The organism is Allorhizobium sp. GW101-3B10 (genome assembly GCF_059424725.1).
The window spans coordinates 1,592,689-1,618,215 of record NZ_JBWKZR010000001.1; the positions used below are offsets into that span (position 1 = coordinate 1,592,689).

The 25,527-nt window shown below is 65.0% G+C and carries 27 protein-coding genes; 19 read left to right on the top strand and 8 right to left on the bottom strand.

What is annotated here, in order from left to right:
• Window positions 1-3: 3 nt before the first annotated feature.
• The gene (locus AC07Y0_RS07600; protein ID WP_498676019.1) at window positions 4-1,458 is read right to left on the bottom strand and encodes a cobyric acid synthase; all 1,455 of its coding nucleotides are present in this window, start codon (window positions 1,456-1,458) and stop codon (window positions 4-6) included.
• A gap of 673 nt (window positions 1,459-2,131) precedes the next feature.
• On the opposite strand from AC07Y0_RS07600, the gene AC07Y0_RS07605 reads away from it, so the two are divergent.
• The 4 genes from AC07Y0_RS07605 (at window position 2,132) to bmt (ending at window position 6,328) form a co-directional block, all read left to right on the top strand.
• Window positions 2,132-3,130, top strand: coding sequence for an ABC transporter substrate-binding protein (locus AC07Y0_RS07605; RefSeq protein WP_498676021.1), 999 nt, complete (start codon window positions 2,132-2,134; stop codon window positions 3,128-3,130).
• A 137-nt stretch (window positions 3,131-3,267) separates the two neighbouring features.
• Entirely contained in the window at window positions 3,268-4,173 is a 906-nt protein-coding gene (locus AC07Y0_RS07610; protein WP_498676023.1) for an ABC transporter permease, read from the top strand.
• A complete protein-coding gene (locus tag AC07Y0_RS07615) occupies window positions 4,166-5,215 on the top strand; it encodes a quaternary amine ABC transporter ATP-binding protein (RefSeq protein WP_498676025.1) in 1,050 nt (349 codons plus the stop codon). Before AC07Y0_RS07610 ends, AC07Y0_RS07615 begins: the two co-directional genes overlap by 8 nt.
• A 96-nt stretch (window positions 5,216-5,311) precedes the next feature.
• Window positions 5,312-6,328, top strand: a complete 1,017-nt coding sequence (gene bmt / locus AC07Y0_RS07620) for a betaine--homocysteine S-methyltransferase (protein WP_028735189.1) — start codon at window positions 5,312-5,314, stop codon at window positions 6,326-6,328.
• A 7-nt stretch (window positions 6,329-6,335) separates the two neighbouring features.
• Here bmt and AC07Y0_RS07625 read toward each other — a convergent pair whose 3' ends face one another.
• Window positions 6,336-7,370 carry a glycosyltransferase gene (locus tag AC07Y0_RS07625; protein WP_498676028.1) on the bottom strand — a complete coding sequence of 345 codons (1,035 nt, stop codon included), beginning with the start codon at window positions 7,368-7,370 and terminating at the stop codon, window positions 6,336-6,338.
• A 214-nt stretch (window positions 7,371-7,584) separates the two neighbouring features.
• Between AC07Y0_RS07625 and AC07Y0_RS07630 the strand changes: the two genes are divergently transcribed.
• Both AC07Y0_RS07630 and AC07Y0_RS07635 read left to right on the top strand, forming a co-directional pair.
• Window positions 7,585-9,333, top strand: coding sequence for an O-linked N-acetylglucosamine transferase, SPINDLY family protein (locus AC07Y0_RS07630; protein ID WP_498676030.1), 1,749 nt, complete (start codon window positions 7,585-7,587; stop codon window positions 9,331-9,333).
• A 60-nt stretch (window positions 9,334-9,393) separates the two neighbouring features.
• Window positions 9,394-9,747 carry a hypothetical protein gene (locus AC07Y0_RS07635; protein WP_498676032.1) on the top strand — a complete coding sequence of 118 codons (354 nt, stop codon included), beginning with the start codon at window positions 9,394-9,396 and terminating at the stop codon, window positions 9,745-9,747.
• 16 nt (window positions 9,748-9,763) lie between these two features.
• On the opposite strand, the gene AC07Y0_RS07640 is transcribed toward AC07Y0_RS07635, so the two are convergent.
• Entirely contained in the window at window positions 9,764-10,513 is a 750-nt protein-coding gene (locus AC07Y0_RS07640; RefSeq protein ID WP_498676034.1) for a phosphodiester glycosidase family protein, read from the bottom strand.
• 209 nt (window positions 10,514-10,722) lie between these two features.
• On the opposite strand from AC07Y0_RS07640, the gene AC07Y0_RS07645 reads away from it, so the two are divergent.
• On the top strand, window positions 10,723-11,433 hold the full coding sequence (locus tag AC07Y0_RS07645) for an AAA family ATPase (protein ID WP_498676036.1): 711 nt from the start codon (window positions 10,723-10,725) through the stop codon (window positions 11,431-11,433).
• A gap of 4 nt (window positions 11,434-11,437) precedes the next feature.
• Here the strand turns inward: AC07Y0_RS07645 and AC07Y0_RS07650 are convergent, their stop codons facing one another.
• Window positions 11,438-12,142 (bottom strand): ferredoxin, encoded by a 705-nt coding sequence (locus AC07Y0_RS07650; RefSeq protein ID WP_498676038.1) that lies wholly within the window; start codon window positions 12,140-12,142, stop codon window positions 11,438-11,440.
• Between the two features lie 333 nt (window positions 12,143-12,475).
• On the bottom strand, window positions 12,476-14,038 hold the full coding sequence (locus tag AC07Y0_RS07655) for a trimethylamine methyltransferase family protein (RefSeq protein ID WP_498676040.1): 1,563 nt from the start codon (window positions 14,036-14,038) through the stop codon (window positions 12,476-12,478).
• 266 nt (window positions 14,039-14,304) lie between these two features.
• On the opposite strand from AC07Y0_RS07655, the gene AC07Y0_RS07660 reads away from it, so the two are divergent.
• A complete protein-coding gene (locus AC07Y0_RS07660; protein ID WP_454745938.1) occupies window positions 14,305-15,006 on the top strand; it encodes a corrinoid protein in 702 nt (233 codons plus the stop codon).
• 27 nt (window positions 15,007-15,033) lie between these two features.
• On the opposite strand, the gene AC07Y0_RS07665 is transcribed toward AC07Y0_RS07660, so the two are convergent.
• On the bottom strand, window positions 15,034-15,174 hold the full coding sequence (locus AC07Y0_RS07665; RefSeq protein ID WP_498676042.1) for a hypothetical protein: 141 nt from the start codon (window positions 15,172-15,174) through the stop codon (window positions 15,034-15,036).
• An 86-nt stretch (window positions 15,175-15,260) separates the two neighbouring features.
• The gene (locus tag AC07Y0_RS07670) at window positions 15,261-15,383 is read right to left on the bottom strand and encodes an entericidin domain-containing protein (RefSeq protein ID WP_232363877.1); all 123 of its coding nucleotides are present in this window, start codon (window positions 15,381-15,383) and stop codon (window positions 15,261-15,263) included.
• A gap of 90 nt (window positions 15,384-15,473) precedes the next feature.
• Between AC07Y0_RS07670 and AC07Y0_RS07675 the strand changes: the two genes are divergently transcribed.
• The gene (locus AC07Y0_RS07675) at window positions 15,474-16,076 is read left to right on the top strand and encodes a DUF1638 domain-containing protein (RefSeq protein ID WP_498676044.1); all 603 of its coding nucleotides are present in this window, start codon (window positions 15,474-15,476) and stop codon (window positions 16,074-16,076) included.
• A gap of 37 nt (window positions 16,077-16,113) precedes the next feature.
• On the opposite strand, the gene AC07Y0_RS07680 is transcribed toward AC07Y0_RS07675, so the two are convergent.
• Window positions 16,114-16,272, bottom strand: coding sequence for an entericidin domain-containing protein (locus AC07Y0_RS07680; RefSeq protein ID WP_104368096.1), 159 nt, complete (start codon window positions 16,270-16,272; stop codon window positions 16,114-16,116).
• A 263-nt stretch (window positions 16,273-16,535) separates the two neighbouring features.
• On the opposite strand from AC07Y0_RS07680, the gene AC07Y0_RS07685 reads away from it, so the two are divergent.
• The 10 genes from AC07Y0_RS07685 to AC07Y0_RS07730 all read left to right on the top strand — a co-directional run bounded on the left by AC07Y0_RS07685 (window position 16,536) and on the right by AC07Y0_RS07730 (window position 25,517).
• Entirely contained in the window at window positions 16,536-17,183 is a 648-nt protein-coding gene (locus AC07Y0_RS07685; RefSeq protein WP_498680193.1) for an exopolysaccharide biosynthesis protein, read from the top strand.
• 18 nt (window positions 17,184-17,201) lie between these two features.
• Window positions 17,202-17,993, top strand: a complete 792-nt coding sequence (locus AC07Y0_RS07690; RefSeq protein ID WP_498676046.1) for a formyl transferase — start codon at window positions 17,202-17,204, stop codon at window positions 17,991-17,993.
• A 98-nt stretch (window positions 17,994-18,091) separates the two neighbouring features.
• A complete protein-coding gene (locus AC07Y0_RS07695) occupies window positions 18,092-18,394 on the top strand; it encodes a virulence factor (protein ID WP_028735177.1) in 303 nt (100 codons plus the stop codon).
• Window positions 18,387-18,971: a methylenetetrahydrofolate reductase C-terminal domain-containing protein gene (locus AC07Y0_RS07700; protein ID WP_498676050.1), complete on the top strand. Its 585-nt coding sequence runs from the start codon at window positions 18,387-18,389 to the stop codon at window positions 18,969-18,971. The genes AC07Y0_RS07695 and AC07Y0_RS07700 overlap by 8 nt, the downstream gene beginning before the upstream one ends.
• Complete coding sequence (locus tag AC07Y0_RS07705; protein ID WP_498676052.1) at window positions 18,968-20,071, top strand: methylenetetrahydrofolate reductase; 1,104 nt, start codon at window positions 18,968-18,970, stop codon at window positions 20,069-20,071. The genes AC07Y0_RS07700 and AC07Y0_RS07705 overlap by 4 nt, the downstream gene beginning before the upstream one ends.
• Before the next feature lie 90 nt (window positions 20,072-20,161).
• The gene (locus tag AC07Y0_RS07710; protein WP_498676054.1) at window positions 20,162-21,124 is read left to right on the top strand and encodes a methyltetrahydrofolate cobalamin methyltransferase; all 963 of its coding nucleotides are present in this window, start codon (window positions 20,162-20,164) and stop codon (window positions 21,122-21,124) included.
• 42 nt (window positions 21,125-21,166) lie between these two features.
• The gene (locus tag AC07Y0_RS07715; RefSeq protein ID WP_498676055.1) at window positions 21,167-21,475 is read left to right on the top strand and encodes a hypothetical protein; all 309 of its coding nucleotides are present in this window, start codon (window positions 21,167-21,169) and stop codon (window positions 21,473-21,475) included.
• Window positions 21,472-23,511, top strand: a complete 2,040-nt coding sequence (locus AC07Y0_RS07720; RefSeq protein ID WP_498676057.1) for an ASKHA domain-containing protein — start codon at window positions 21,472-21,474, stop codon at window positions 23,509-23,511. The genes AC07Y0_RS07715 and AC07Y0_RS07720 overlap by 4 nt, the downstream gene beginning before the upstream one ends.
• A 352-nt stretch (window positions 23,512-23,863) precedes the next feature.
• Window positions 23,864-24,244, top strand: coding sequence for a VOC family protein (locus AC07Y0_RS07725; RefSeq protein ID WP_498676059.1), 381 nt, complete (start codon window positions 23,864-23,866; stop codon window positions 24,242-24,244).
• Window positions 24,245-24,449: 205 nt separating this feature from the next.
• Window positions 24,450-25,517 (top strand): AI-2E family transporter, encoded by a 1,068-nt coding sequence (locus tag AC07Y0_RS07730; protein WP_498676060.1) that lies wholly within the window; start codon window positions 24,450-24,452, stop codon window positions 25,515-25,517.
• Window positions 25,518-25,527 lie beyond the last annotated feature (10 nt).

Here is a 25,527-nt window from a genome sequence, read left to right on the forward strand (position 1 = left end):
GCGCTAGCCCAGCCACTGCCCCAGCCACTCGGGCGCCAGGCGCGCCTCAAGCTCTTCGGCCAGTTCGTCCAGCGCCGTTTCGACACTCCGGCGGTAGTCGCCTCCCCCGCCGCTGATCCCGAAACTCTCCAGAAGTCTGCCCCGGTAGGTATCGCTGGCAAACAGGCCATGCAGATAGCTGCCCATCACCCGGCCATCCGCGGAACGCGCGCCGTCCGGCCGCCCTTCGATGAGCACCGCCGCGCGGGCGCAGTCCGGGCCTTGCGTGACGCCGAGATGGATCTCGTAGCCTGATAGATCCGCATCGAATTCGACCGAGCGGGCGCGACTGTTGCGCACCGTCTTTTCCGGCGCCATCACCGTGTCGACATCCAGCAGGCCGAGACCGTCGACGGTGCGGCTCTCTCCCTCGAGCCCGAGCGGATCTGCGACGGTGCGCCCGAGCATCTGGTAGCCGCCGCAAATGCCGATCACCCGGCCGCCGCGCCGGACATGGGCGGCGAGATCGGCGTCCCAACCATTGACCCGCAGGTCCTCGAGATCGCCGATCGTCGATTTCGACCCCGGCAGGATGACCAGGCCCGCATCGACGGGAAGGCGCTCGCCGGCCCGCACATAGACGAGGTCCACCTCAGGCTCGGCGGCCAGCGGATCGAAATCGTCGAAATTGGCAATGCGCGACAGGACCGGCACGGCGATCTTCAGCGCGCCGGCTCGGCCGCTCGCCAGCCGCTCCAGCACCACCGAATCCTCGGCCGGCAGGCGACCGGCAGCCTTCAGCCAGGGCACGATGCCGAAGCAGGGCCAGCCGGTGAAACGGCCGATCGCCTCGATGCCCTCGTCGAACAGGCTGACGTCGCCGCGGAACTTGTTGATGATGTAGCCGACGATCTGGCGGCGGTCCTCGTCGGGCAGGATCGTATGCGTGCCGACCAGCGAGGCGATCACCCCGCCCCTGTCGATGTCCCCGACCAGCACCACCGGCACGCCGGCCCGGGTGGCAAAGCCCATATTGGCGATGTCGCCGGCGCGCAGGTTGATCTCGGCCGGTGAGCCCGCCCCTTCGACGACGACCAGATCGGCGCCGTCCTTGACCGTCTCGAAGCTCTCCAGCACGGCGGAGAGCAGCTGCGGCTTCAGCTTCTGATAGTCGCGCGCCCTGGCCTGGCCGAAGACCCTGCCCTGCAGGATGATCTGGCTGCCGGTCTCGGATTGGGGTTTCAGCAGCACGGGGTTCATGTGCACCGAGGACGGCACCCGGCAGGCCAGCGCCTGCAGCCATTGCGCCCGGCCGATCTCGCCGCCATCGTCGGCAACGGCGGCATTGTTGGACATGTTCTGCGGCTTGAACGGCCTGACCTTGAGGCCGCGATTGGCGGCAAGCCGGCAAAGCCCCGCGACGAGAACCGTCTTGCCGACGTCGGACCCCGTTCCCTGCAGCATCACAGCCTTTGCCATCGCTCGTCCCCAATGGTCATCGTCTCACGCGAGGCCAGCTAAACACGACCGTGGGCAAAGACACCCGCCCGGCCGCGTCATGGCGCACCGCGTCCACGCCGCACGCGATCGTGGCGGGACCGCCCGCGGCGCCGCGCGACGCTTCCCCCTTGCGCCAGTTCGCCTGGAATCACAATAGGCTGACCGCGACGCCTTGGGCGCGCGGATGGGTCGGTTCTACGATGTCGAGGGAAGAAGCGGCGGGTCCCTACAGGACCCTTTCGCCGAAAGAACTGCAGCGCTCCGGGACGCAATACCAACTCCGGAGGCGCTGACGGCAGTTACGCGCCGTTGGGAGCGTTGTAGCGCGGCATTTCTTACCGGATGGTTAGCTCTCCGTAATCGATTGACGAATTTTGGATTTTTTTCGCCGGGCGCGTTCGGCCTATAGCGTGGGTCCTTCCTGTCAGCCGATCATGGACAGGTGCCCGATCGACCATCCGAGATTGATTTCTGCGCCGGAACCCGTAGGCTGAACTGCATGGCCCGATCGATCCGCCGGCACCGACCGTTCGACACCAATACGGGCATGGCTTGTTTCCTGCCGATTTCGCCCTAGGTGCCAAGGATCAGCACCATGTCCCTCGCGTCGCCTGTGCGTCGCCAAAGATCGAGACTGGGAGGTCTTAAACCCATGAACAAGCTCATCGCGTCCACCATCCTTGCCGCAGCCCTCTATGCTCTGCCGGGCGCGGCCCAGGCCGCCGAATGCGGCGAGGTGACGATTGCCGAGATGAACTGGGCTTCGGCCGGCGTCGCCGCCCATGTCGACAGGATGATCCTGGACAGCGGCTACGGCTGCAAGGCGACGCTGGTGACCGGCGACACCATGCCGACCTTCACCTCGATGAACGAGAAGGGCGAGCCGGACATCGCCCCGGAAATGTGGGTGAACTCGGCCCGCGAAGTGCTGGAAAAGGCCGTCGCCGAAGGCCGCCTCCTGCAGCTCGCGCCAATCCTCAGCGACGGCGGTGTCGAGGGCTGGTGGATTCCGAAATTCATCGCCGACGCCAATCCCGAGATCAAAACTGTGCAGCAGGCGCTCGAACACCCGGAACTCTTCCCCGCGCCCGAGGATCCGTCCAAGGCCGCGGTGGTCAATTGCCCCTCCGGCTGGAGCTGTCAGATATCGACGGCCAATCTCTACAAGGCGCTCGGCGCCAAGGAGAAGGGCTTCGAGCTGATCGACACCGGCTCCGCCGCGGGCCTCGACGGATCGATCGCCAGTGCCTTCGAGAAGAAGACCGGCTGGCTCGGCTATTACTGGGCGCCGACCGCCATCCTCGGCAAGTATGAAATGGTGAAGCTGTCCTTCGGCGTCGGGCACGATAAGGCGGAATGGGACGCCTGCACCGCGGTCGCCGACTGCGCCGCGCCGAAGGTGAACTCCTATCCGGTCTCGGACGTCTACACGATCGTCACGCAGGAATTCGCCGAGAAGAATGCGGTGGCGATCGACTATCTGAAGACGCGCAAGTGGGACAACCACACCGTCGGAAAGGTGCTGGCCTGGATGGACGAGAACCAGGCGACCAACGAGGAGGCGGCAAAGCATTTTCTCGAAACCTATCCGGAGGTCTGGACCACCTGGCTTGCAGCCGACATCGCCGAGAAGGTCAAGGCCGGCCTCTGATCCCTTGCCGTAGGCGGTGACCGTTCGGCGGCCCGCGTGCGATGCGCGGTCCGCCGTGCTGGCGGGAGTTGGCCCGGGAGGGTTGACGGGGCGTAGGCGGCGCCCCGGGCGGCCGAAGGGACTGGAGGGGGTAGGACATGCTTTGCGATTATCTGCCGCAAAGGCTCTGCGAGTTTCCGGCGCTCGACGCTGACCTGCTGCGCGAGATGCGCAAGTCCGTCGACGCCGGCTTCAAGGCCTTCGTGCGCGCCTATGGCGACACGCTCGACAGCGCGCTTCAGCCGCTGCAATGGTTCCTCAACTGGCTGGAAAACCTGTTCGTCGGCGCGCCGTGGATCGTCTTCCTGGCGATCCTGGCGGCGATCGTCTACCTCGCCAGCCACAGCCTGCGGATCACGCTTGGCACGCTCCTCTCCATGACCGCGATCGGCCTGGTCGGGCTTTGGCAGGACACGATGGTGACGCTCGCCATGGTCACCGTCTGCACGCTGATCGCGATCGTCACCGGCCTGCCGATCGGCATCCTGATGGCTCGCTCCGACCGGGTTCAGTCGACCGTGAACCCGGTGCTCGACGTCATGCAGACCCTGCCGAGCTTCGTCTACCTGATCCCCGTCGTGATGATCTTCGGCATCGGCAAGGTGCCGGGCCTAATCGCCGTCGTGGTCTATGCCGTCCCGCCGATGATCCGGCTCACCAATCTTGGCATCCGGCTGGTCGACCGCGAAGTGCTCGAAGCGGCCGACGCCTTCGGATCCTCGCCGCGGCAGAAGCTGTTCGACGTGCAGATCCCGCTGGCGCTGCCGACCATCATGGCCGGAATCAACCAGACCATCATGATGGCGCTCGCCATGGTCGTCGTCGCCTCGATGATCGGCGTTGGCGGGCTGGGCCGGAACGTGCTGCAGGCGATCACCAACCAGTTCTTCACCGTCGGCTTCCTCAACGGCTTCGCGCTCGTCGTCATCGCCATCATCTTCGACCGCACCAGCCAGGCCTTCGGCAAGCGGATCCAGCGCTATACCGAGGTCGTCCATGGCTAGCAGCATCGAGATCCGGGGCCTCTACAAGATCTTCGGACCGCGTGGCGGCGATTTCGTCGCGGCGGTGAAGGGCGGCATCGGCAAGGCCGAGCTCAACGAGCGATCGAGCCATGTTCTGGCCCTCAAGGACATCGACATCACCATGCCGGCCGGCTGCATCACGGTGGTGATGGGCCTGTCCGGCTCGGGAAAGTCGACGCTCATCCGCCACATCAACCGGCTGATCGAGCCGACGGTCGGCGAAGTCCTGGTCGACGGCGTCGACGTCTGCAGCATGTCGCCTTCCGAACTTCGGGCGTTCCGCCGCGGCCGCACCGCCATGGTGTTCCAGAAATTCGCCCTCCTGCCGCATCGCACCGTCCTGGAAAACACCGCCTATGGCCTCGACATCCAGGGCATCGACCGCTCGGACAGCCTGACCAGGGCGCGGCGCTGGATCGAGCGCGTCGGTCTTTCAGGCTTCGAGAGCCACTATCCCAACCAGCTGTCGGGCGGCATGCAACAGCGCGTCGGCCTTGCCCGGGCGCTCGCCACCGATGCCGACATCCTGCTGATGGACGAGGCGTTTTCCGCGCTCGATCCGCTGATCCGCGTCGACATGCAGACCATGCTGCTCGATCTGCAGCGGGAGCTGAAGAAGACGGTGGTCTTCATCACCCATGATCTCGACGAGGCACTGAGGCTCGGCGACCGGATCGCCGTGCTGCGCGACGGCGAAGTGGTCCAGCAGGGCAGCGGCCAGGACATCGTGCTGCAGCCGGCCGACGACTATATCTCGGCCTTCGTGCGCGAGGTGAACCGGGCACGGGTGATACGCGCCGGGGCGATCATGACGCCTAAGCCGGCACCGCCGGGAAGTCCGACCGTCCCCGTCGACGCCGTCTTGGAAATCGCGGCCCGGATCATGCTGGAGGCCGGCGCGACCGCAGCGGAGATCGTCGACGCTGCGGGACAGGTCGTCGGTTCCATCGACATGACGGCGACCATGGCCGCCATGGTGACGCCGGCCGGCCATCCCCATCGCTTCGACGCCGCGCAATAAAGGCAGGCGCGGTCACCCTGCCCTGCGTTTGTCCGTTGCGGCCCAGGCCATTAGCCTTTAAATCCTGCAGCACAGATCTCACGAGGACCGAGAACCATGGCGACCGCACCCAATCCGCTTTCCGAACTTCTGGCCGAGAAGGGCGTGCTGCTCGCCGATGGCGCGACCGGCACCAATCTCTTCGCCATGGGGCTCGAGGCCGGCGAAGCACCGGAACTGTGGAACGAGAGCCAGCCGGAAAAGATCACCAAGCTGCATCAGGACTTCGTCGATGCCGGCGCCGACATCATCCTCACCAATTCCTTCGGCGGCACGCGCCATCGCCTCAAGCTCCATCATGCCCAGGATCGCGTCCATGCGCTCAACAAGAAGGCGGCCGAGATCGCCCGTGCCGTTGCCGACAAGGCGCCGCGCAAGGTCATCGTCGGCGGTTCCGTCGGCCCGACCGGCGAACTGCTGCAACCGCTCGGCGCCATGACCTATGACGAGGCGGTGGCCGCCTTCGTCGAGCAGATGGAGGGCCTGAAGGCCGGCGGCGCCGATGTCGCCTGGATCGAGACCATGTCCTCGGCCGACGAGATTCGGGCCGCGGCCGAAGCCGCCGTCAAGGTCGGCCTGCCCTATACCTATACCGGCTCGTTCGACACCGCCGGCAAGACGATGATGGGGCTCGACCCGAAGGACATCCACGGCGTCGCCAAGGACATTGGTCCGGGGCCGCTCGCGGTCGGCGCCAATTGCGGCGTCGGCGCCTCGGACATCCTGGCGAGCCTGCTCGACATGACCGCCGCCGATCCGGCCGCGACCGTGATCGTCAAGGGCAATTGCGGCATTCCGGAATTCCGCGGCACGGAGATCCACTATTCCGGCACGCCGCCGCTGATGGCGGAATATGCGAGACTGGCGCGCGATGCCGGCGCGAAGATCATCGGCGGCTGCTGCGGCACGTCCTGCGGCCATCTCGCCGCCATGCGAGCCGCGATCGACGGCTATACGCCGGGACCGCGCCCGACCATCGAGACGATCGTCGAGAAGATCGGTCCGCTGCGCAACAAGACCGCGACGGAATCCGGCGCCCAGGAAAGCGGCCGGCGCACGCGCCGCCGCGGCTGAGACGTCCTCAGGCGCCGGTTCCGGCCGGTGCCATCAGGGTCCTGACGAAGGTCACGTAGCGATCCTTCAGGCCCGGCTGCAGCCGGTCGACCATCATCATGGCGATCTGGAACTCGACAAAGCTGTCCGGCTCCTCGAGCGCCATGGTCGCCAGATGCCGGACGGTGCCGTCGTAGGCCTCCGGCGCGTTGGCGACCTTCTGGATGAAGGAGCCGAGCAGCCGGTTGGTGATGATCCGGCCGAGGCGCTGGCGCTGGTCCGGCGGCACCGGGCTTCCCTGGCGCATGGCGAACACGAAGGTGTCGAGATACATCAGCAGGCTGTCGAACTTGATCGCCTCGGCCGGCAGTCCGGCATTGCGATAGAGGTCGACATACATGTCGCCGATCTTTTCCGCAGAATCCCAGTTGCCCATGTTGTAGCGGAAGACCGTGCCCGGATCGTGCGCCATCTTGCCGTAACAGATGAGCGCCAGCAGCAGCGCCCAGTCGCAATACATGCCCTTGGTCGGATGATGCTCGACGAAGTCGTGCAGCAGCGCGGAGAAGACGTCCCGGCGAAACATGCTGTAGTAGAGGCTGTTATTGCCCTTGGCGCCGCTGATGTACTGGCCCATGCGCTCGCCCGGATCCTCGTCGGTCAGCGCGAAGGCCTTGGAATGCATCGTGCCGTGCTTCTCGGCAAAGACGACGCTCACCGGCAGCACGCCCATGTAGTCATAGGGAAGGCCGGCGAGATCGAAGGATGGCTGGCCCTCGACGGCGTGGATCTCGTCGTCGTCGCCCATCGGCATGACGAAGGGAGTCTTGGCCGCGTCCAGCGCCAGCCGCATGTTGGCGAAGGGCGAGGCGTTGCCGGCGTCGATCCATGTGAGGCGCGGCGAGCGGTTCTGAAAATGGGCCTGCTTCTCCGGATCGCCGGAATTGTCGGACACGATCAGGACCGCGTCGCGTGCCTCGCAATAGGCGATCGCGCTGTCGATCGCCGCGCGCGACTGCTCGAGATTGCGATTGCTCGGCATGCAGATGGACAATTCTGGCATTGTGTAGGCTCCGACCTGGAAGGCGCCCGCCGCGGTACGCGACGTCATGGTTGTCTTGGCGCGAATCGACGGCCAATCGTCGCGACAGCCTTTCCATTCGCGCCTTGCCTGTCAACCAAACGCCACGCCGGCGGCAGGGCTCGCACCAGCCTTGGATAAGCCTCGGCCCCTAGCCTGTTGCCGAACTGTCGACCTCAGGGAAGCACTGCCGAGAATGCCACTGCCCAAAGGACTGCCGGCAAAAGGACTACCGGACGCGATCAATGCCTACCGGGCCGGTCGCTACCAGGACTGCGTCGCCCTGCTGACGCCCCTGCTCGCCCGGACCGCGACCGATACCAAGCTGGTGCTGATGGCCGCCCAGAGCCATGCCAAGCTCGGCAATTCGGAACAGGCGGCCCAATTCTATGCGAAGGCCGCCGATCTCGACCCGCAGAACGCCCGCATGCTGCGCCTTTTGGCCGCCCGGAGCTACAAGCGGGCGAGACGCCGGGCACCCGCCCTCGTTCTTGCCCGCCAGTCGGCCCGCGGCGGTCCCTTTGACATCGAGGCGGAAAATACCTATCGCAGCCTGCTGCGCGAGCAATTGTGCCTCGAGGAATGCGAGGCCCAGGATGCCCGCCTGCTTGAGCGGATGAAAGCCGGAGAGGCCGCCGCCTTCGGCGTGGACGACCCGCACGACCACATCATGTGGTGCGACGACGAGAGCCTCAATGCCAGGATCACCCGGATGCATGGCGGCTCCGCCTTCACGCCGCAGTCGCGCGCTGCGCGGCGCGGCGTGCCCCACGCCTTCGCCGAGCGGATCCGCATCGGCTATCTGTCGAACGACGTCTGCGACCAGCACGCCACCATGCGCCTGTTCCAGGGTGTGCTCATGGCCCACGACCGCGAGCGTTTCGACGTCACCCTCTTCTGCTACACCGACGACGACGTGCTGTCGGTCGATCAGGGCATGCGGGCGCTGTACGGGCCGATCGTGCCGATCCGCGCACTCGACGACGAGGCGGCCGCGGCGCTGATCCGGTCGCACGGCATCGACATTCTCGTCGACCTCAAGGGCCATACGCGCGGTGCGCGCGTCAGTCTCGTCAATCGCGGCCTGGCGCCGATCCAGGTGGCCTATCTCGGCTTTCCCGGCTGCGGAACCGGGATCGACTGCGACTACATCGTGTCCGACCGGATCGTCACGCCCGATGCGTCGAAGCCCTTTTACCACGAGAAGCTCTGCCGCCTGCCGCACAGCTACCAGGCCAATGACAGTGTGCACCGCGCCCTGCCGCCTGCCGCCTCGCGCGACAGCCTCGGCCTGCCGGCCGACGCCTTCGTCATCGCCTCGTTCAATGCGGTCAGAAAGGTATCGCCGCGCACCGCGAGGCTCTGGGCCCGCGTGCTCGCGGCCATTCCGGAGAGCATTCTCTGGATGATGTGCGACGACCCGGACGCCCAGGCGAATTTCTGCGCCTTCATGGCGACGCTCGGCATCGGCGCCGAGCGCATCCACTTTGCCCGGCGCGCGGACTATCCCGAGCATGTCGCTCGCCTTCAGGCCGCCGATATCGCCCTCGACACCTTTCCGACCAACGGCCACACCACGACCTCCGACAAGCTCTGGGCGGGCCTGCCGGTGATCACCTGCAAGGGACGCAATTTCACCTCGCGGGTGTCGGAAAGCCTGCTGACCGCGCTCGGTCTGCCGGATTTGGTGACCGAGAACGAGGACGGCATGGTCGAACTCTGCGTCACGCTGGCCCGCGATCCCGGCCGCCTTGCCGAGATCCGCGGGCGGATCGCGACAAACCGCTTCGTCGCGCCGCTTTTCGACACTCTCCGTTTCACCCGCCATCTCGAGCGGGCCTATGAGATGATGGTCGAGCGCGCGCGGCAGGGGCTCGAACCCGACCATTTCGACGTGCCGGAACTGCCCTCTCCGGATGGCCCGTTTTCCGCCGGCCGACCTTGATCATCGGGCCCGTCCAGGACTATCACGACAGCCAAACATGCATGGAAGAAGGAGGCGTCAATGCCGCAAACCCAGACATCCACCCTCGACAGCACCATGGTCGCCGACAAGTTGCGCAGCCTGGTCGAGACCGACAAGGCCTTTCTCCAGCTCGTCTTTGAAAACCCGGAACACGACAACATCCTGTTCGACGGCCTGGCGCTCCATATCGATCGCGAAAGCGAGGCGAAGTTCCTCAACTCGCTGAAGCTGGAGCGCTGCGGCGAATGGCTCGGCAATGCCGCGCCCGCCCGGCTGCAGATCCGCCTGATGGAAGCCGCCCGCTCGAGCCAGCATCCCGCCTATCTCGCCTTGCGCAACGGCCTCGTCCGCTCCGGCGGACTGGAGCGCGCCTATCCGAAGGCGGCGGTCTGAGACGCGGTTCGTCGCCTTATTGCGGAACCGTGCCGATCACCGCGATGATCGGCCCGAGCGGGAAAAGGCGGTCGCGCCGCCCGGTTCCCGCGTCGTAAAGGCTCGAAATCGTGCCGTCGAGGTAGAGCGCATTGCGGCAGCCGAGGACGTCGCGGAACAGCAGGGCAAAGTCGTAGAACCGCACCGGCGTCTCCGAAATAACCATGTGCACCCTGCCCGCCTGATCGACGCCGATGCCGTTGCGGAACTTCAGGCTGTCGCTGTCAGGCAGGAAACGCGGGTGGATCTGCCCGTCGATCACCAGCATCGGCCCCGACTGGGTGGCATAGTCCGCCGCGATCTTATCCATCAGGTAGCGCCTGGTTTCCGTCACCCCTGCCTGGCCACCCTTCAGCCAGAAGACGCCGTTCGGCAGCAGGTGGAAATTGCCCCAGCCCGCCTTGGTGCTGATCGCCTGCCGCTCGAATCCGTGCTCGACGAACAGCCCGACCGCCGACAGATCGTCGTGATACATGCCGCCATTCATCGCGACGATCGGGTAGTGCCGCTCCTTCCAGAGCTGGCGTGCGAGGGAATCAAAACTGCCGAAAGGCTGGCCCTGTGGGTCGCGGTGATAGATTCGCATCAGGGACCGGGCGGGATCGACGGTGCAGACGGTATAGGAAATCCCGCCGTGCTGGAGCGCCGAACAAGTGTCCTCGGCCTTCGCAGCCGCCGCCGGCAGCGCCGCAAGCAGCAAAAACAAGGTGATGAAAATCAACCGCATGACGCCCCGCCTTAAAGTCCGGGGACAGCTTTACCGCCTTCATCGGCGCACCGCCAGCCGGAGATCGGCCCCACCGATCATTAACGAAACATGCCGGGCATTTACCTTTCGTTAACCATCGCCGCCAAGGATGTCCGTCGGCAGCATGCCCCACGCTGCCAATTGGAGCGATGACTCGGCTCGGACCCTTTTTTCATGAAGGAAACGAAATGCCAGTACTGACATTTGCCAACACCAAGGGCGGCGCCGGCAAGACCACGGCAGTCCTCATTCTCGCCAGCGAACTCGCCGGACGCGGCAACCGCGTGACCATCCTCGATGCCGACCCGCGCGGCTGGATCAGCCGCTGGCATGCGATTGCCGGCGCCAGCAGCCTGATTTCGGTTGCCCCGGTCAACGAAGAGACGATTGAAGCCGCGACCGCCAGGGCGAAGAAGCGCGGCGGCTATATCCTCATCGACCTGCCGTCCAGCCAGGACGCGCTGCTCGCCAAGGCCGTCGGCCTCGCCGACCACGTTCTGATCCCGGTCCAGGGCTGCGCCATGGATGCCCAGGGCGGCGCCGAGGTGCTGGAACTGCTGAGGGAACTCGACGAAAGCTGCGACGTGCGCATTCCGCACTCCGTCGTGCTGACTCGCGTCAATGCCGCGGTGACAACCCGCGCACTTCAGGCCGCCAAGGACTTCCTCGCCGCACGCGGCATTTCCACCCTGTCTGCGGCGATTGCCGAGCGCGCCGCCTATCGCGACGTCTTCGACAAGGGCGGCATGCTGCAGGCGATGAACCCGAACGACGTCTCCAACCTGCCGAAGGCGCTGGAGAATGCCGCGCGTCTCGCCGACGCGGTCCTCGCCATGATGCCGCAGAGGGCCGCCCGCCCGGCTGCCGCACGCAAGGTCCCGGTCGCCAGGGCGGCCTGATCCTCTAGCCGGGAAGCAGGCCGAGCGCTTCCATATGGAAGCGCAACTGCCCTTCCGAATAGCGAAATTCCGGGCCGACCGGACAGGCACCACGGGCAAGGCAACCCTTGTCCATGCAGTGTGCACCATCCGGGTCGGCGGCGAGAAACTGCCGGCAGGCCGCGACATCGAAGCGGCCGGCCGCAACCGCCCCCACCGGGCAACGCGTCAGGCACGGCTTGTCCGGGCAAGCGTCGCACGGATGGGCCGCGGACAAGTGCCCCTCTACCTCATCCAGTTCCTCGGCAAACCCCAGCGCCCCGCGATAGCCGTGCCAGAGGCCGTATCGCGGGTGAATGAGGATGCCGAGCGGCGATGCCCGCAGGTCTTCGGCCATGACCGCCCAGCGCTGGAATGGTTGGTAAGGCGGGTCTGACGGATAGTAGGCGGTCGCACCGGTCGCCTCGGCAAGCGCACCGATCACCGCCTTGGACCAGCGGTCGAGCGGATGATCCCCGCCCCAGTCCGGCTGTGCCGCCCGCCAGGCGCAGAAGGCCGGCCACATCGAGCCGCCGACATTGCCGATCAGCAGCACCGAACGCGCCGTTTGCCCGTCGGCGAGCCGCGGCCCGCACTCGCCGTGCGGAAAGCGCGCAGTGCCGCGCAGGTGCAGCCCATGCGGCGCGAGACGCGCCGCGATGCTATCTTGAAAGGGTGAAAGGCTGCTCATCGCGCCTCCCTTACTGCCGAGTTGACCCTACGGGATCAGCCGACGGTGTTTTCGTCAACACTGTCGAAGCGCGATCATGGAGACCCTCTTCTCCCCATCGGGGAGAAGTGCCGAGCGCATGCGAGGCGATGAGGGGGGCGAAGCCATTCTGCCTAGCGCCAAGGGCCCCCTCGTCCGGCGCTGCGCGCCACCTTCTCCCCGCTGGGGAGAAGAAAACCGAAAGGCCGCTCATCGCGGCCCCTCGTATTTGTAGTGCGGTCGCCAGACCGATTCCTGGATCATGTCCGCGACCTTCGCCGCTCCGCCTTGCTCCCTGGCGGTGCCGGGATTGATTCAGCTGAAGGCGTCGGGCATCGAATCCTTGCGGCCCGCGATGTAGGCGGTGAGCGCCTCGTCGATCGCCGGATCGAGCGGCGGGGCTTCGTAGCTGTCGAGCCACGAACGGCAGAGCGCATTGGCGCGATCCTCGACGCGCTTCTTGCCCTCGATTTCCCACTGTTCGAAGGAATTGTTGTCGGCCAGCGCCGAACGGTAGAAGGCGGTCTGGAAATTGGCCTGGGTATGGGCGCAGCCGAGATAGTGCGCGCCGGGACCGACTTCGCGGATCGCGTCCATCGCCTGGCCGTCTTCCGACAGGTCGACGCCCATCGCCATCTTCTGCATCATGCCGAGCTGGTCCTGGTCGATCATGAACTTCTCGTAGCAGGCCGACAGGCCGCCCTCGAGCCAGCCGGCGGCATGCAGCACGAAATTGGTGCCGGCGAGCAGCGTCATGTTGAGCGTGTTGGCGCTCTCATGCGCGGCCTGGGCGTCCGGAACCTTGGACGCACAGAGCGAGCCGCCGGTGCGGAACGGCAGGCCGAGGCGGCGGGCGAGCTGGGCCGCGCCGTAGGATACCAGCGCCGGCTCCGGCGTGCCGAAGGTCGGGGCGCCCGACTGCATCGAGATCGAGGCGGCAAAGGTGCCGAACAGCACCGGCGCGCCGGGGCGCACCAGCTGTGTGAAGGACGCACCCGCCAGCACTTCGGCAAGGATCTGGGTGAGCGTGCCGGCCACCGTGACCGGGCTCATGGCACCCGACAGGATGAAGGGCGAGAGAACGCAGGCCTGGTTGTGGCGGGCATAGACCTTGGCGGCGCCCAGCATGGTCTCGTCGAACACCATCGGCGAATTGGCGTTGATGAGGTTCAGCATCACGCAATTGTTCTCGACGAACTCATCACCGAAGACCAGCTTGGCCATGGCGACCGAATCCTCGGCGCGCTCCGGCGCGGTGACCGAACCCATGAACGGCTTGTCGGAATATTTGATGTGGCTGTAGACCATGTCGAGGTGACGCTCGTTCACCGGAATGTCGACCGGCTCGCACACCGTGCCGCCCGACGAATGGATCGACGGCGCCATATAGGCGAGCTTGACGAAATTGCGGAAGTCCTCGAGCGTCGCATAGCGGCGGTTGCCGTCGAGGTCGCGCACGAAGGGCGACCCGTAGACCGGCGCGAACACGGTGGCCTTGCCGCCGATCTGCACGCTGCGCGCCGGATTGCGGGCGTGCCAGGTGAATTCGGAGGGCGCGGTCTTCAGCAGTTCGCGGCACAGGCCCTTGGGAAAATGCACCCGTTCGCCCTTCACCTCGGCGCCGGCGGCGCGCCACATGTCGAGCGCTTCGGCGTCGTCGCGAAACTCGATGCCGATCTCCTCGAGAATGATGTCGGCATTGCGCTCGATGATCTGCAGGCCTTCCTCGTCGAGCACTTCATAGACGGGGATCTTGCGCTGGATATAGGGCATGGAAGGCCCGGCACCGCCACCGGTGCGCGATGCGCGCCTGGCGGCTGCGCCGCGACCTTCGCTTCGGGTGCGGCGGCCCGCGCCGGTCTCTGTGATCTCGTCCATCTTGGGCTTCCTCGTTGTCGCGCTTCGCGCTGCTTCCTTTTCAATATGCTATTCGAATTCGCGTGGGAAACATTCCTTAATGCGCCAACCACTTGCGCCAGACAGACATTGGCTGCGACAGAACCCGGATTCGTCCCCGTCGCTTTTCACGGCTGCGACGTCGCTTTCGAAAAGAGATTTTAGCGAACTTGAGGTTTAACTGCCGATGAGGCAGTCTTTTAGCCGACTGCGATCTGAATCGCCAAACACCAAGCGGGATGCGCCCCATGTCAGACGACGAAATCATTCTCGAAGATCTGTCCGACGAAGAGCTTGTGCAGCAGATGCACGACGACCTCTACGACGGCATGAAAGAGGAAATCGAGCAGGGAACGCGCATCCTGCTCGAGCGCGGCTGGACGCCCTATGACGTGCTGACCCAGGCCCTGGTCGAGGGCATGCGCATCGTCGGCATCGATTTCCGCGACGGCATCCTGTTCGTTCCGGAAGTTTTGCTGTCGGCCAATGCCATGAAGGCCGGCATGACCATCCTGCGTCCGCTTCTCGCCGCCACCGGCGCCCCGAAGCAGGGCAAGATGGTCATCGGCACCGTCAAGGGCGACATCCACGACATCGGCAAGAACCTGGTCGGCATGATGATGGAAGGGGCCGGCTTCGACGTCATCGACCTGGGCATCAACAATCCGGTCGAGAACTATCTCGAAGCGATCGAGCGGGAAAAGCCGGACATTCTCGGCATGTCGGCGCTTCTGACCACGACCATGCCCTACATGAAGGTCGTCATCGACACGCTCAAGGAAAAGGGCATGCGCGACGACTATATCGTGCTCGTCGGCGGTGCGCCGCTCAACGAGGAATTCGGCAAGGCGGTCGGCGCCGATGCCTATTGTCGCGATGCGGCCGTCGCCGTCGAGACGGCGAAGGAGTTCATCGCCCGCAAGCACAACAGCCTGGCGGCCCAGGCCTGAGGCCTGACACGACAAAGCCGACCGCGGTCAGCGGTCGGCTGTCTGGTATTCGGCGGAGACGCCGGTCGTGCGGGGATGGTATCCCTCCCACAGCGTATAGCCGCTCGCGGACACGACGATGGTCAGGATGTAGACGGCGCTGAACTTGGCGACGGTATCGAGCGTCATGATCCGATCTCCTCGTGGCTCCGGTCGTCCCGGTGACCGGCCGGGAAAATGCCCGGCGTCCGGTCCGACCTCGGCCCCTGCAATTGTCAGTTCGCGGCGTTGCCGACGTCCTGCCCGGCCTGCTGCGTCGCGTTGACGGTGTTGGCGGTATCCTTGCCCATGCCGCGAATGGTGTTGCCGCACGAAGCAAGGCCGAAGGCCGATGCCATGAGGACGACGGCGAGGGTGAGTTTCCGGGTGTTCATGATAGAAAGCTCCATGTTGGGTGGGCATCTTCGAAAAATGTCGAGAATACGACCATGAAACGCGCGAACGCCGAAAAAGTTCAGATCATCGCCTGCGGCGCGATCGCGCGCGAAATCCTGGCGATTCGCGACGCCAACGGGCTCGACCATATCGACCTCGAATGCCTGCCGGCGATCTGGCATGTCCATCCGGAGAAGATCGCGCCGGCGCTGCGCGAAAAGATCGCAGCGGCAAAAGCCGCCGGCTACGGGCGCATCTTCATCGGCTATGCCGAATGCGGCACCCAGGGCGAGATCGACAGGATCTGCGCCGAGGAAGGCATCGAGCGCATCGCCGGGCCGCACTGCTACGCCTTCTTCTCCGGCACGGAAAAGTTCCTGACCGAATGCGAGCACGAATTCACCGCCTTCTACCTGACGGACCTGATCACCCGCCAGTTCGAGGCCTTCGTCATCGAGCCCCTGAAGCTCGACAGGCATCCGGAGCTGCGCGACATGGTGTTCGGCAACTACACCAAGATCGTCTATCTGGCGCAGACGGACGATCCCGCCCTGCAGGCGAAGGCGAAATGGGCGGCCGACTATCTCGGCCTGGACTATGAATACCACTTCACCGGCTATGGCGACCTGGACCCGGCGCTGCGCGCCCTGGGCTAGGACCGGCCGGGCGGGCCGATCGGCCCCGCCTTGCGGCTCACTTCACCGAATTGGCGACGCTGCGGCCGGCATCCTGCGTGGCGTCGACGGCATTGCCCATGTCCCGGCCAAGGCCCCGGATCGTGTTGCCGCAAGCGGTCAGAGCAAGGAGTGCCAGGCCGAGTGCCACGGCCGTCGAAATACGTTTTGCAGACATATCGTCCCCCGAAAGATCAGTTCGTATTTCGCGTCCATGGCACCGGCTTTGGCCAAAAACATGGCAACGGAAAAAAGCGGGCGCCGATTGCGCGGATATGCCAAGCTGACGTTACGGAGCACACCGCGGGAGGTGCGGCGATAGATTGTCTTTAACTCAACTTTCAGCATGCCTCTCTAAATAAGTTGCGCCTTAATGCCACGGCAATCCACCCATAGCAGGATGGGACCAGGTCGAAGCAACAATGAAAAGGCTTGAAACGCATGACCGACGGGGTGGGAACTTTAGCGTATGATTTCACGGCAGCCGGCGAGAAGGCGGTGCCGGAGCCTCTCTCGGCGGTTCTCGTCCGCCTGTCGCGCCACGACAAGCCGACGATCACCATTCGCGACATCGCGATCGCCCTCCAGGACCGCTCGTTCGGCGCCTTCCTCCTCGTCTTCGCGCTGCCCAATCTCGTGCCCATGCCTCCGGGTGCCACGCTGTTTCTCGGCCTGCCGCTGATGTTCATCGCCTGGCAGATGTTCGCCTCGGCCGAGGGCCGCATCTACCTTCCCCGCCGCATCGGCGACTATGGGGTGACCACCGCGACCTTCGAGCTCGTCGTCGACCGTCTTTCTCCGTGGCTGAAGCGGGCGGAAACGTGCGTCAAGCCGCGTTTCTGGTTCCTCGAAAGCCGCCTGTCCGAACGCCTGATCGGCTTCTTTGCCCTGGTGCTCGCGGTTGTCGTCTTCCTGCCGATCCCGCTCGGCAACTGGCTGCCGGCGCTAGCACTCGCCATCATCGGCTTTGCCCATTCCCAATGCGACGGCTTCGGCGTGCTGATCGGCACCGCGGTCGGCGCGGTCTCCCTGCTCGTCGCGTCCTTCGTCGTCTACACGGCCGGCGCCGTGCTGTTCCTGGTCATCTGATCGAGGGGGCCGATGGGAATGAGCGCGCAGCAACCCGACCACCCCCAATCCCCGACCGTCATGGTCATGACGGCCGGCGGGGCCAATCCGGCGCTCGTCATCAACGCGCTCGCCAGGCGCTTCCCCAGCATTCACGTCGTCGTCGAGCAGCCGGAATCGAAATGGGCGATCACGCGGCGCCGGGCCGCCCGGCTCGGCTGGATCCAGGCGCTCGGGCAGCTGGCCACGATGATCGCCGCACGGCTGCTGCGGCCTCTCGCCAGCCGGCGGATCGCGTCCATTCTCGCCTCGTCCGGCGTTTCGCCCGTCATCCCGCCCGGCGTCCCGATCCACGCGGTCGCCTCGATCAACGACGACGAGACCCGCGCGCTGGTCACGCAGTTCAAACCCTCCGCCATCCTGCTCGTCAGCACCCGGCTGATGAGTTCCGCCGCCCTTGCCGCCATGCCCTGCCCCGTCATCAACCTGCATGCCGGGATCAATCCGCAATATCGCGGCCAGATGGGCGGCTACTGGTCGCTGGTCGAGGAGGATGCCGGCAATTTCGGCGCCACCCTTCATCTGGTCGACCAGGGCACGGATACGGGGGGAACGCTCTACGAAGTACGCACCCTGCCGGACCGGGGCGATTTCATCGCAACCTACCCGCTGCTGCTGACGGTCACGGCGATCGACATCACTCTCCAGTCGGTCCAGGATGCGGTCGACGGTCGTCTCGCGCCCTTCCAGCCGGAGGGGCCGTCGGCGCTGCGATTTCCGCCGCCGATCTGGACCTGGCTTGCGAACGGAATCCGCCGGCGAATCTGGTAAATCTTGGCCACGTCGCTTTTTGCTCTGTGCGACGTCGTCGCAAGCGCAGTCCGTCGCTTTCGGCCTGTGCATTGTGACGGAAAAGGGAGAGTGAGGACATGGCCGACCGGATCATCGTCTACTGGCGCGACATTCCCGCCCAGGTGATCGTCAAGCAGGGCAGGAAGACCGCCAAGCGCGAGCTGTCGCTGCGGTTCACCGAGGCGATCGACATGGCCGCCATGCGCACCGGCGCCGCCGAAACCGACGATTATCTCGCCGAATGGCGCAAGGGCGATCCGTTGCCGGTCGGCGACGACCTGGAGGCGGAAGCCGACAAGGCCGCCGCCGAACTCGAAGCGGCCTATGACAAGGCCCGCCTGGTTTCTCTCGTTCATGCCGGAGGTCGCGACAATGGTTGACGGAAAGCCCGCCCCCGGCAATGCCGCCCCCGCCAAGAAGGCCGCGACCGGCGCCTATACGCCAGGCAGCGTCTCGCCCAATCGTCGGGCCCGGCGTTCCTACACGATCCGGCTGTGGTCGGTCCGCCATTCGCGTTTCCTCGAATGGTTCTACGGCCGCTTCGCCAATGCCTTCCTGCTGCTTCATCCCGTGTGGAACAAGCTCGGCTATGCCCGGGTCGAACGGCCGGTGACCTTCGTCGAGCGCAACGTCAAGGGCCTGCTGTTCGACTGTCGCATGTGCGGCCAGTGCGTGCTGTCTTCGACCGGCATGTCCTGCCCGATGAACTGTCCGAAACAGCTGCGCAACGGCCCCTGCGGCGGCGTGCGCGCCAACGGCAATTGCGAGGTCGAGCCGGACATGCCCTGCGTCTGGGTGCAGGCCTGGGCCGGCTCCCGCAACATGGCCAATGGCGACGCGATCCTCAAGGTGCAGAAGCCGGTCAACCAGTCGCTGCGCGAAACCTCGTCCTGGCTGCGCGTCACGGCAGAGGCCGCCGCGTCCCGCGAAACGTCCACTTCGGAACGGAAATCATGAGCCCTGACATCAACCCGCATGATCCCGGCGCACCGCTCGATCCCCTTCCCGGCCATTCCTCGCGCGGCCGGCTGGAACGGGTGCTCAGGCGCGGCGAGTTTGCCGTCACCGCCGAACTCAACCCGCCGGACAGCGCCGACCCGCAGGACGTCTACGAGCGCGCCTCGGTGTTCGACGGCTGGGTCGACGGCATCAATGCCGTGGATGCCTCCGGCGCCAACTGCCATATGTCCTCGGTCGGCATCTGCGCCCTTCTGACCCGCATGGGCTATGCGCCGATCATGCAGATCGCCTGTCGCGACAAGAACCGCATCGCCATCCAGGGCGACGTGCTCGGCGCTTCCGCCATGGGCGTGCAGAACATCATGTGCCTGACCGGCGACGGCGTGCAGGCCGGCGACCAGCCGGGCGCCAAGCCGGTCTTCGACCTCGACTGCATGTCGCTGCTCGAAACCGTGCGCACCATGCGCGACGAATCGAAATTCCTCTCGGGCCGCAAGCTTTCCACCCCACCGCACGTCTTCCTCGGCGCGGCCATCAATCCGTTCGCCCCGCCTTACGACTTCCGCCCCTACCGGCTCGCCAAGAAGATCGAGGCCGGCGCGCAGTTCGTGCAGAGCCAGTACTGCTTCGACGTGCCGATGTTCCGCGAATACATGAAGAAGGTGCGCGATCTCGGCCTGCACGAAAAGTGCTTCATCCTGGTCGGGGTCGGACCGCTCGCCTCGGCCAAGACGGCCAAGTGGATCCGCTCCAACGTGCCGGGCATCCATATCCCCGATTCGGTCATCAAGCGTCTCGAAGGGGCGCAGGACCAGAAGAAGGAAGGCAAGCAGCTCTGCATCGACATCATCAACGAGGTGAAGGAGATCGAGGGCATTTCCGGCATGCATGTCATGGCCTACCGGCAGGAGGAATATGTCGCCGAGATCGTCCATGAATCGGGCGTGCTGAAAGGTCGCAAGCCGTGGACGCGCGAGGCCAACCCGACCGACGCCATGGTCGCCGACCGGCTTGAATCGATCCGCGGGGACAAGGTCGAGGACCAGCAGCAGCTCGCCGGTCTCGCCGCCCAGCACCAGCCGAAGAATCCGCATTGAAGAGAGCCGGACGGAGCGCCCTCCGCCGCCCTTGTAACCCTCATGCCGGCACGTTAGACCTCGTCGACGCGCCCTGACTGGAGAACCAGAATGACCCGTACCATCGTCGCATCCGCCACCCGCGAAATCATCATCGGCTTCGACCAGCCCTTCTGCGTCATCGGCGAACGCATCAATCCGACCGGCCGCAAGAAGCTCGCCGCCGAAATGATCGAGGGCAATTTCGACACCGTCATCAAGGACGCGCTGGAACAGGTCGCCGCCGGCGCCACCATGCTCGACGTCAATGCCGGCGTCACCTCGGTCAACCCGAACGAGACCGAGCCGGGCCTGCTGGTCAAGACCATGGAGATCGTCCAGGGCCTGGTCGACGTGCCGCTGTCGATCGACTCCTCCGTCACCGCCGCGATCGAGGCCGCGCTGAAGGTCGCCAAGGGCCGTCCGCTGGTCAATTCGGTGACCGGCGAGGAGGAAAAGCTCGAGGCCATCCTGCCGCTCTGCAAGAAGTACGACGTGCCGGTCGTCGCCATCTCCAACGACGAGACCGGCATTTCCATGGATCCGGACGTGCGCTTCGCCGTTGCCAAGAAGATCGTCGAACGCGCCATGGATTACGGCATCAAGCCCTGCGACATCGTCGTCGACCCGCTGGTCATGCCGATCGGCGCGCTCGGCGATGCCGGCCGCCAGGTTTTTGCCCTGCTCTACCGCCTGCGCAACGAGCTCAAGGTCAACACCACCTGCGGCCTCTCCAACATCTCCTTCGGCCTGCCGCACCGCCACGGCATCAATGCCGGCTTCATCCCCATGGTCATCGGTGCCGGCATGACGTCGGCCATCATGAACCCCTGCCGCCCGCAGGAAATGGAGGCCGTGCGCGCCGCCAACGTGCTGAACGGCACGGACCCCAATTGCGGCAACTGGATCATGACCTACCGCGACCACAAGCCGGCAGAACCCGGCGCCGCCGCCTCCACCACCGCCCCGGGCGCCTCCTCCGGCCGCCGCGGCGGCCGTGCGGCCCGGGCGGGTGCGGGTGCCGCGACGGAGTGAACTGAACTGACAGCGACGCGGTCGCGTCGAGGAGTAGACGTATTGAAAACATGCAAGACCGTACTTCTCGTCGCGGCCCCGCTGGCGCTTCTCCTGTACTTCGTCGTCCTTACCGAAAAGGGCGAGTTCCTGCGTTTCGGCGAATTGCTCCAGGCCTATCTGGTGCCCGTCCTCCTGGTGACGGGCGGCGTGACGGTGGCGCATATGGTCTACGCTCGGCAGGCGGGTTTCAGCGCTGCCAAAGTTGAGCGACTGGCAAACCTGTGGTTCTGGATTAGCTCCGTTCTCTTCGCCGCAATCCTTGCGATTGCTGTCCTTTACGTGAAACTTTCCGCAGTGCCCGCACCATGACCGAATCGCGCCAGACAGACCCCCTCGTCCTCTTCATGCCGTCCGGCAAGCGCGGCCGGTTCCCGGTCGGCACGCCGGTGCTCGATGCAGCCCGCCAGCTCGGCGTCTATGTCGAGAGCGTCTGCGGCGGGCGGGCCACCTGCGGGCGGTGCCAGATCGAGGTGCAGGAAGGCAATTTCGCCAAGCACGGCATCGTCTCGTCCAACGACCACATCTCGCCGCCCGGGCCGAAGGAAAAGCGTTATGCCGAGGTGCGCACGCTGCCGGAAGGCCGGCGGCTTTCCTGTTCCGCGACCATCGAGGGCGATCTCGTCGTCGACGTGCCGCAGGATGCCGTGGTCAATGCCCAGGTGGTGCGCAAGGCCGCCAGCGACCGGGTGATCGAGCGCAATCCCGCCGTCCATCTCTGCTATGTCGAGGTCGATGAGCCCGACATGCACAAGCCGCTCGGCGATCTCGACCGCATGAAGGTCATGCTGGAGAAGGACTGGGGCTATACTGACCTGCAGGTCGAACCTTATCTGCTTCCGCAGGTGCAGAAGATCCTGCGCAAGGGCAACTGGACGGTGACCGCCGCCATCCACCGCGACAGCGACACCCAGCGCCCGACCATCATTGCGCTCTGGCCCGGCCTGCACAACGAGGCCTATGGCCTTGCCTGCGATATCGGCTCGACGACGATCGCCATGCATCTCGTCTCGCTGCTCTCGGGCCGCGTCGTCGCCTCGTCGGGCACGTCCAATCCGCAGATTCGCTTCGGCGAGGATCTGATGAGCCGCGTCTCCTACGTCATGATGAACCCGGACGGCCGGGAAGCCATGACCAAGGCGGTGCGCCAGGCGGTGTCCGAACTCGTCGACAAGGTCTGCGCGGAGGGCGGCGTCGCCCGCACCGACATTCTCGATTCGGTGTTCGTCGCCAATCCGATCATGCATCACCTGTTCCTCGGCATCGATCCGACCGAGCTTGGCCAGGCACCCTTCGCGCTCGCCGTTTCCGGCGCAGTCTCGTGCCCCGCGAGCGACATCGAGCTCGTCCTCAATCCCGGCGCCCGCACCTATCTCCTGCCCTGCATCGCCGGCCATGTCGGCGCGGATGCGGCCGGCGCGACCCTCGCCGAAGGCCCGCACCGCCAGGACCGCGTGATGCTGCTGGTCGATGTCGGCACCAATGCCGAGATCGTGCTCGGTAACCGCCAACGCACCGTCGCCGCCTCCTCGCCGACGGGTCCTGCCTTCGAGGGCGCGGAAATCTCCTGCGGCCAGCGCGCCGCCCCCGGCGCCATCGAGCGCGTGCGCATCGATCCGGTAACGCTCGAGCCGCGCTTCAAGGTGATCGGCGTCGAGCAGTGGTCCGACGAGGACGGTTTTGCCGAGGCCGCGGCCAGCACCGGCATCACCGGCATCTGCGGCTCGGCGATCATCGAGGTCGTCGCGGAAATGTATCTCTCCGGCGTCATCTCCACTGACGGCGTGGTGGATGGCGGCATGGCGGCGAAAAGCCCGCGCATCCTCGCGACCGGCCGCACCTTCTCCTACCTGCTGCATGACGGCGCCCAGACGATCACGGTGACGCAGAACGACGTGCGCGCCATCCAGCTCGCCAAGGCCGCCCTCTATGCCGGCATCAAGCTCCTGATGGAAAAGCTCGGCGTCGAGACGGTCGACACGATCCGCTTTGCCGGCGCCTTCGGCTCCTTCATCGATCCGAAATACGCCATGGTGCTCGGGCTCATTCCCGACTGCGAACTTTCCGAGGTCAAGGCGGTCGGCAATGCGGCCGGCACCGGGGCACTGATGGCGCTCTTGAACCGTGGCCACCGCCGCGAGATCGAGGACACCGTCACCCGCATTGAGAAGATCGAGACGGCGCTGGAGCCGCATTTTCAACAGCTCTTCATCGACGCCATGGCGCTGCCCAACAAGGTCGACCCCTTCCCGAAGCTCGCCGCGGCGGTGACGCTGCCGGAACGCAAGATCCTCTCGGACGGCGACGGCGAAGGCGGCGGCCGCAGGAGGCGCCGCAGCCGGGAGTGACTGGACGAGAACCCGTTCCAGCATGCCGCAACAGTCCCTGTACGGGCTGATGCCGTGCAAGCCGCGTGTAACGTCACTGCCTTCCTCATTCTGAAGCCCCCGGACTCGCTCTCGGTGCCAGGCGTTGCACCGATCGCCCGTCCGGCGCATGATCCCCGAGCGTTCCGAGGCGATCGGCGCTGAGCAGCACGCCAGACGTGCTTTTCAGCGGCGTTGCGGTGGCGGATCGTCGTCTCCCGGCGGCGGCGATCCGATGGCGAAACTTCGATGGAGATGCCGGTGCGTAACCACTAGGCTCGCAAACGCCAGCATCGGCGGGAAACCTGCCTGATCGGTCATGGAGAACTAGGCTTTGAAGCCACAGTATTTTGACCTCACCGGGACGGACGTTGAGACGGCCAGGCGATTCTTCGAGGCGTGCCTAGGATGGCGGTTTGTACCATTCGAGCCGATCCCTGGGTACTATCGGATTGAGGCCGGAGCGCCAGGGGAGCCCGGTATCGATGGCGGCATCGGTGCAGCGAAAGACTTCCCTCAGTCGGAAGGCCGACCGCTCACTCTGATGACGATCCCGGTTCCTGACCTGGACGACGTTGTTGGCAAGGTCGAGCAAAACGGCGGGCGCGTCGTCGAGCCGAAACGCGCGATTCCTGGAATTGGCTGGTTTTGCACGTGCGCCGAGCCCGGAGGGCTGTTGTTTGGCGTCCTTCAAGCCGACCCGGCCGCGATCTGATACCAAGTCGTCGTCGAGAATCCTCACCGGACCAAGAGGTCCGATTGTGGTTTTCTCCTAGCCGGGAACCAAAATCGTCCGGCGCAATGGGTTCATATCGTCGAGACTTGGTATAACACTGTGGCTTGCGGCATTGCCCGGCCGGCAATTCGCGCAATGCGGAAGACTTCCCGACGCCCTAGGCCAATCTCAGGAACCGTCCAGCATGCGCAGTATCGAAGACAATGCCTTTCTGCTGCTGATCATCGTCGTCTCCCTCGCGTTCGCGTGGGTACTCTGGCCCTTTTACGGGGCGATCCTGTGGGGAACGATCATCGCGATCCTTTTCGTTCCGCTGTACCGTCGCATTCTGAGCGCAACGCATCAGGCGCGAAACCTTGCTGCCTTCCTGACGCTTGTCCTGATTGTCCTGATCGTGATCCTGCCGGTGGCGCTGATTGGCGCTTCGCTGACACAGCAGGCAATTGCCTTTTACACCAAGGTGCAGTCGGGCGACATCGATCTCGCTCTCCTGTTTCGCCAGGTTTTTGCCCTCTTGCCGACGTGGGTTACCGACCTTCTCCATCGCTTCGGACTCGTCAGTCTCGAGGCGCTGCAGAGTGAAATAACAACCGGCCTCATCTATGGCAGCCAGTATATCGCCAACCAGGCCATCGTCATCGGCCAGAGTACATTCCAGTTCATGGCAAACATAGCAGTGATGCTGTACCTGCTGTTCTTCCTGCTCAGGGACGAGGGGCTTCTATACAGAAGGATCAGCTACGCCATCCCGTTGCGGCTGGAGCAGAAACAGGCCTTTCTCGAGAAGTTCACCATCGTGATCCGTGCCACCGTCAAAGGCGATCTTCTGGTGGCGCTCCTGCAAGGTGGTCTCGGCGGACTGATATTCTGGCTTCTTGGAATTGGCGCCCCGCTGCTGTGGGCGGTGGTGATGGCGGCGTTTTCCTTGCTGCCCGCCATCGGCTCCGGCCTGATCTGGGTTCCTGTCGCCATCTATCTCCTGGCGACCGGCGCCATAGGGAAAGGCGTCATCCTGATTGCTTTCGGTGCGCTCGTCATCGGCCTCGTGGACAATTTCCTTCGTCCGATCCTTGTCGCCAAGGATACGAAGATGCCCGACTACGTCGTACTGATTTCGACGCTCGGCGGCATCGTCACATTTGGGCTCAACGGTTTCGTCATCGGTCCGGTCATCGCCGCCATGTTCTTCGCAGCCTGGGACATATTCTCCGCGTCGAGACAACGCGTCGAGGGAAATGACGGTATTCGCTGAACCCAGTACG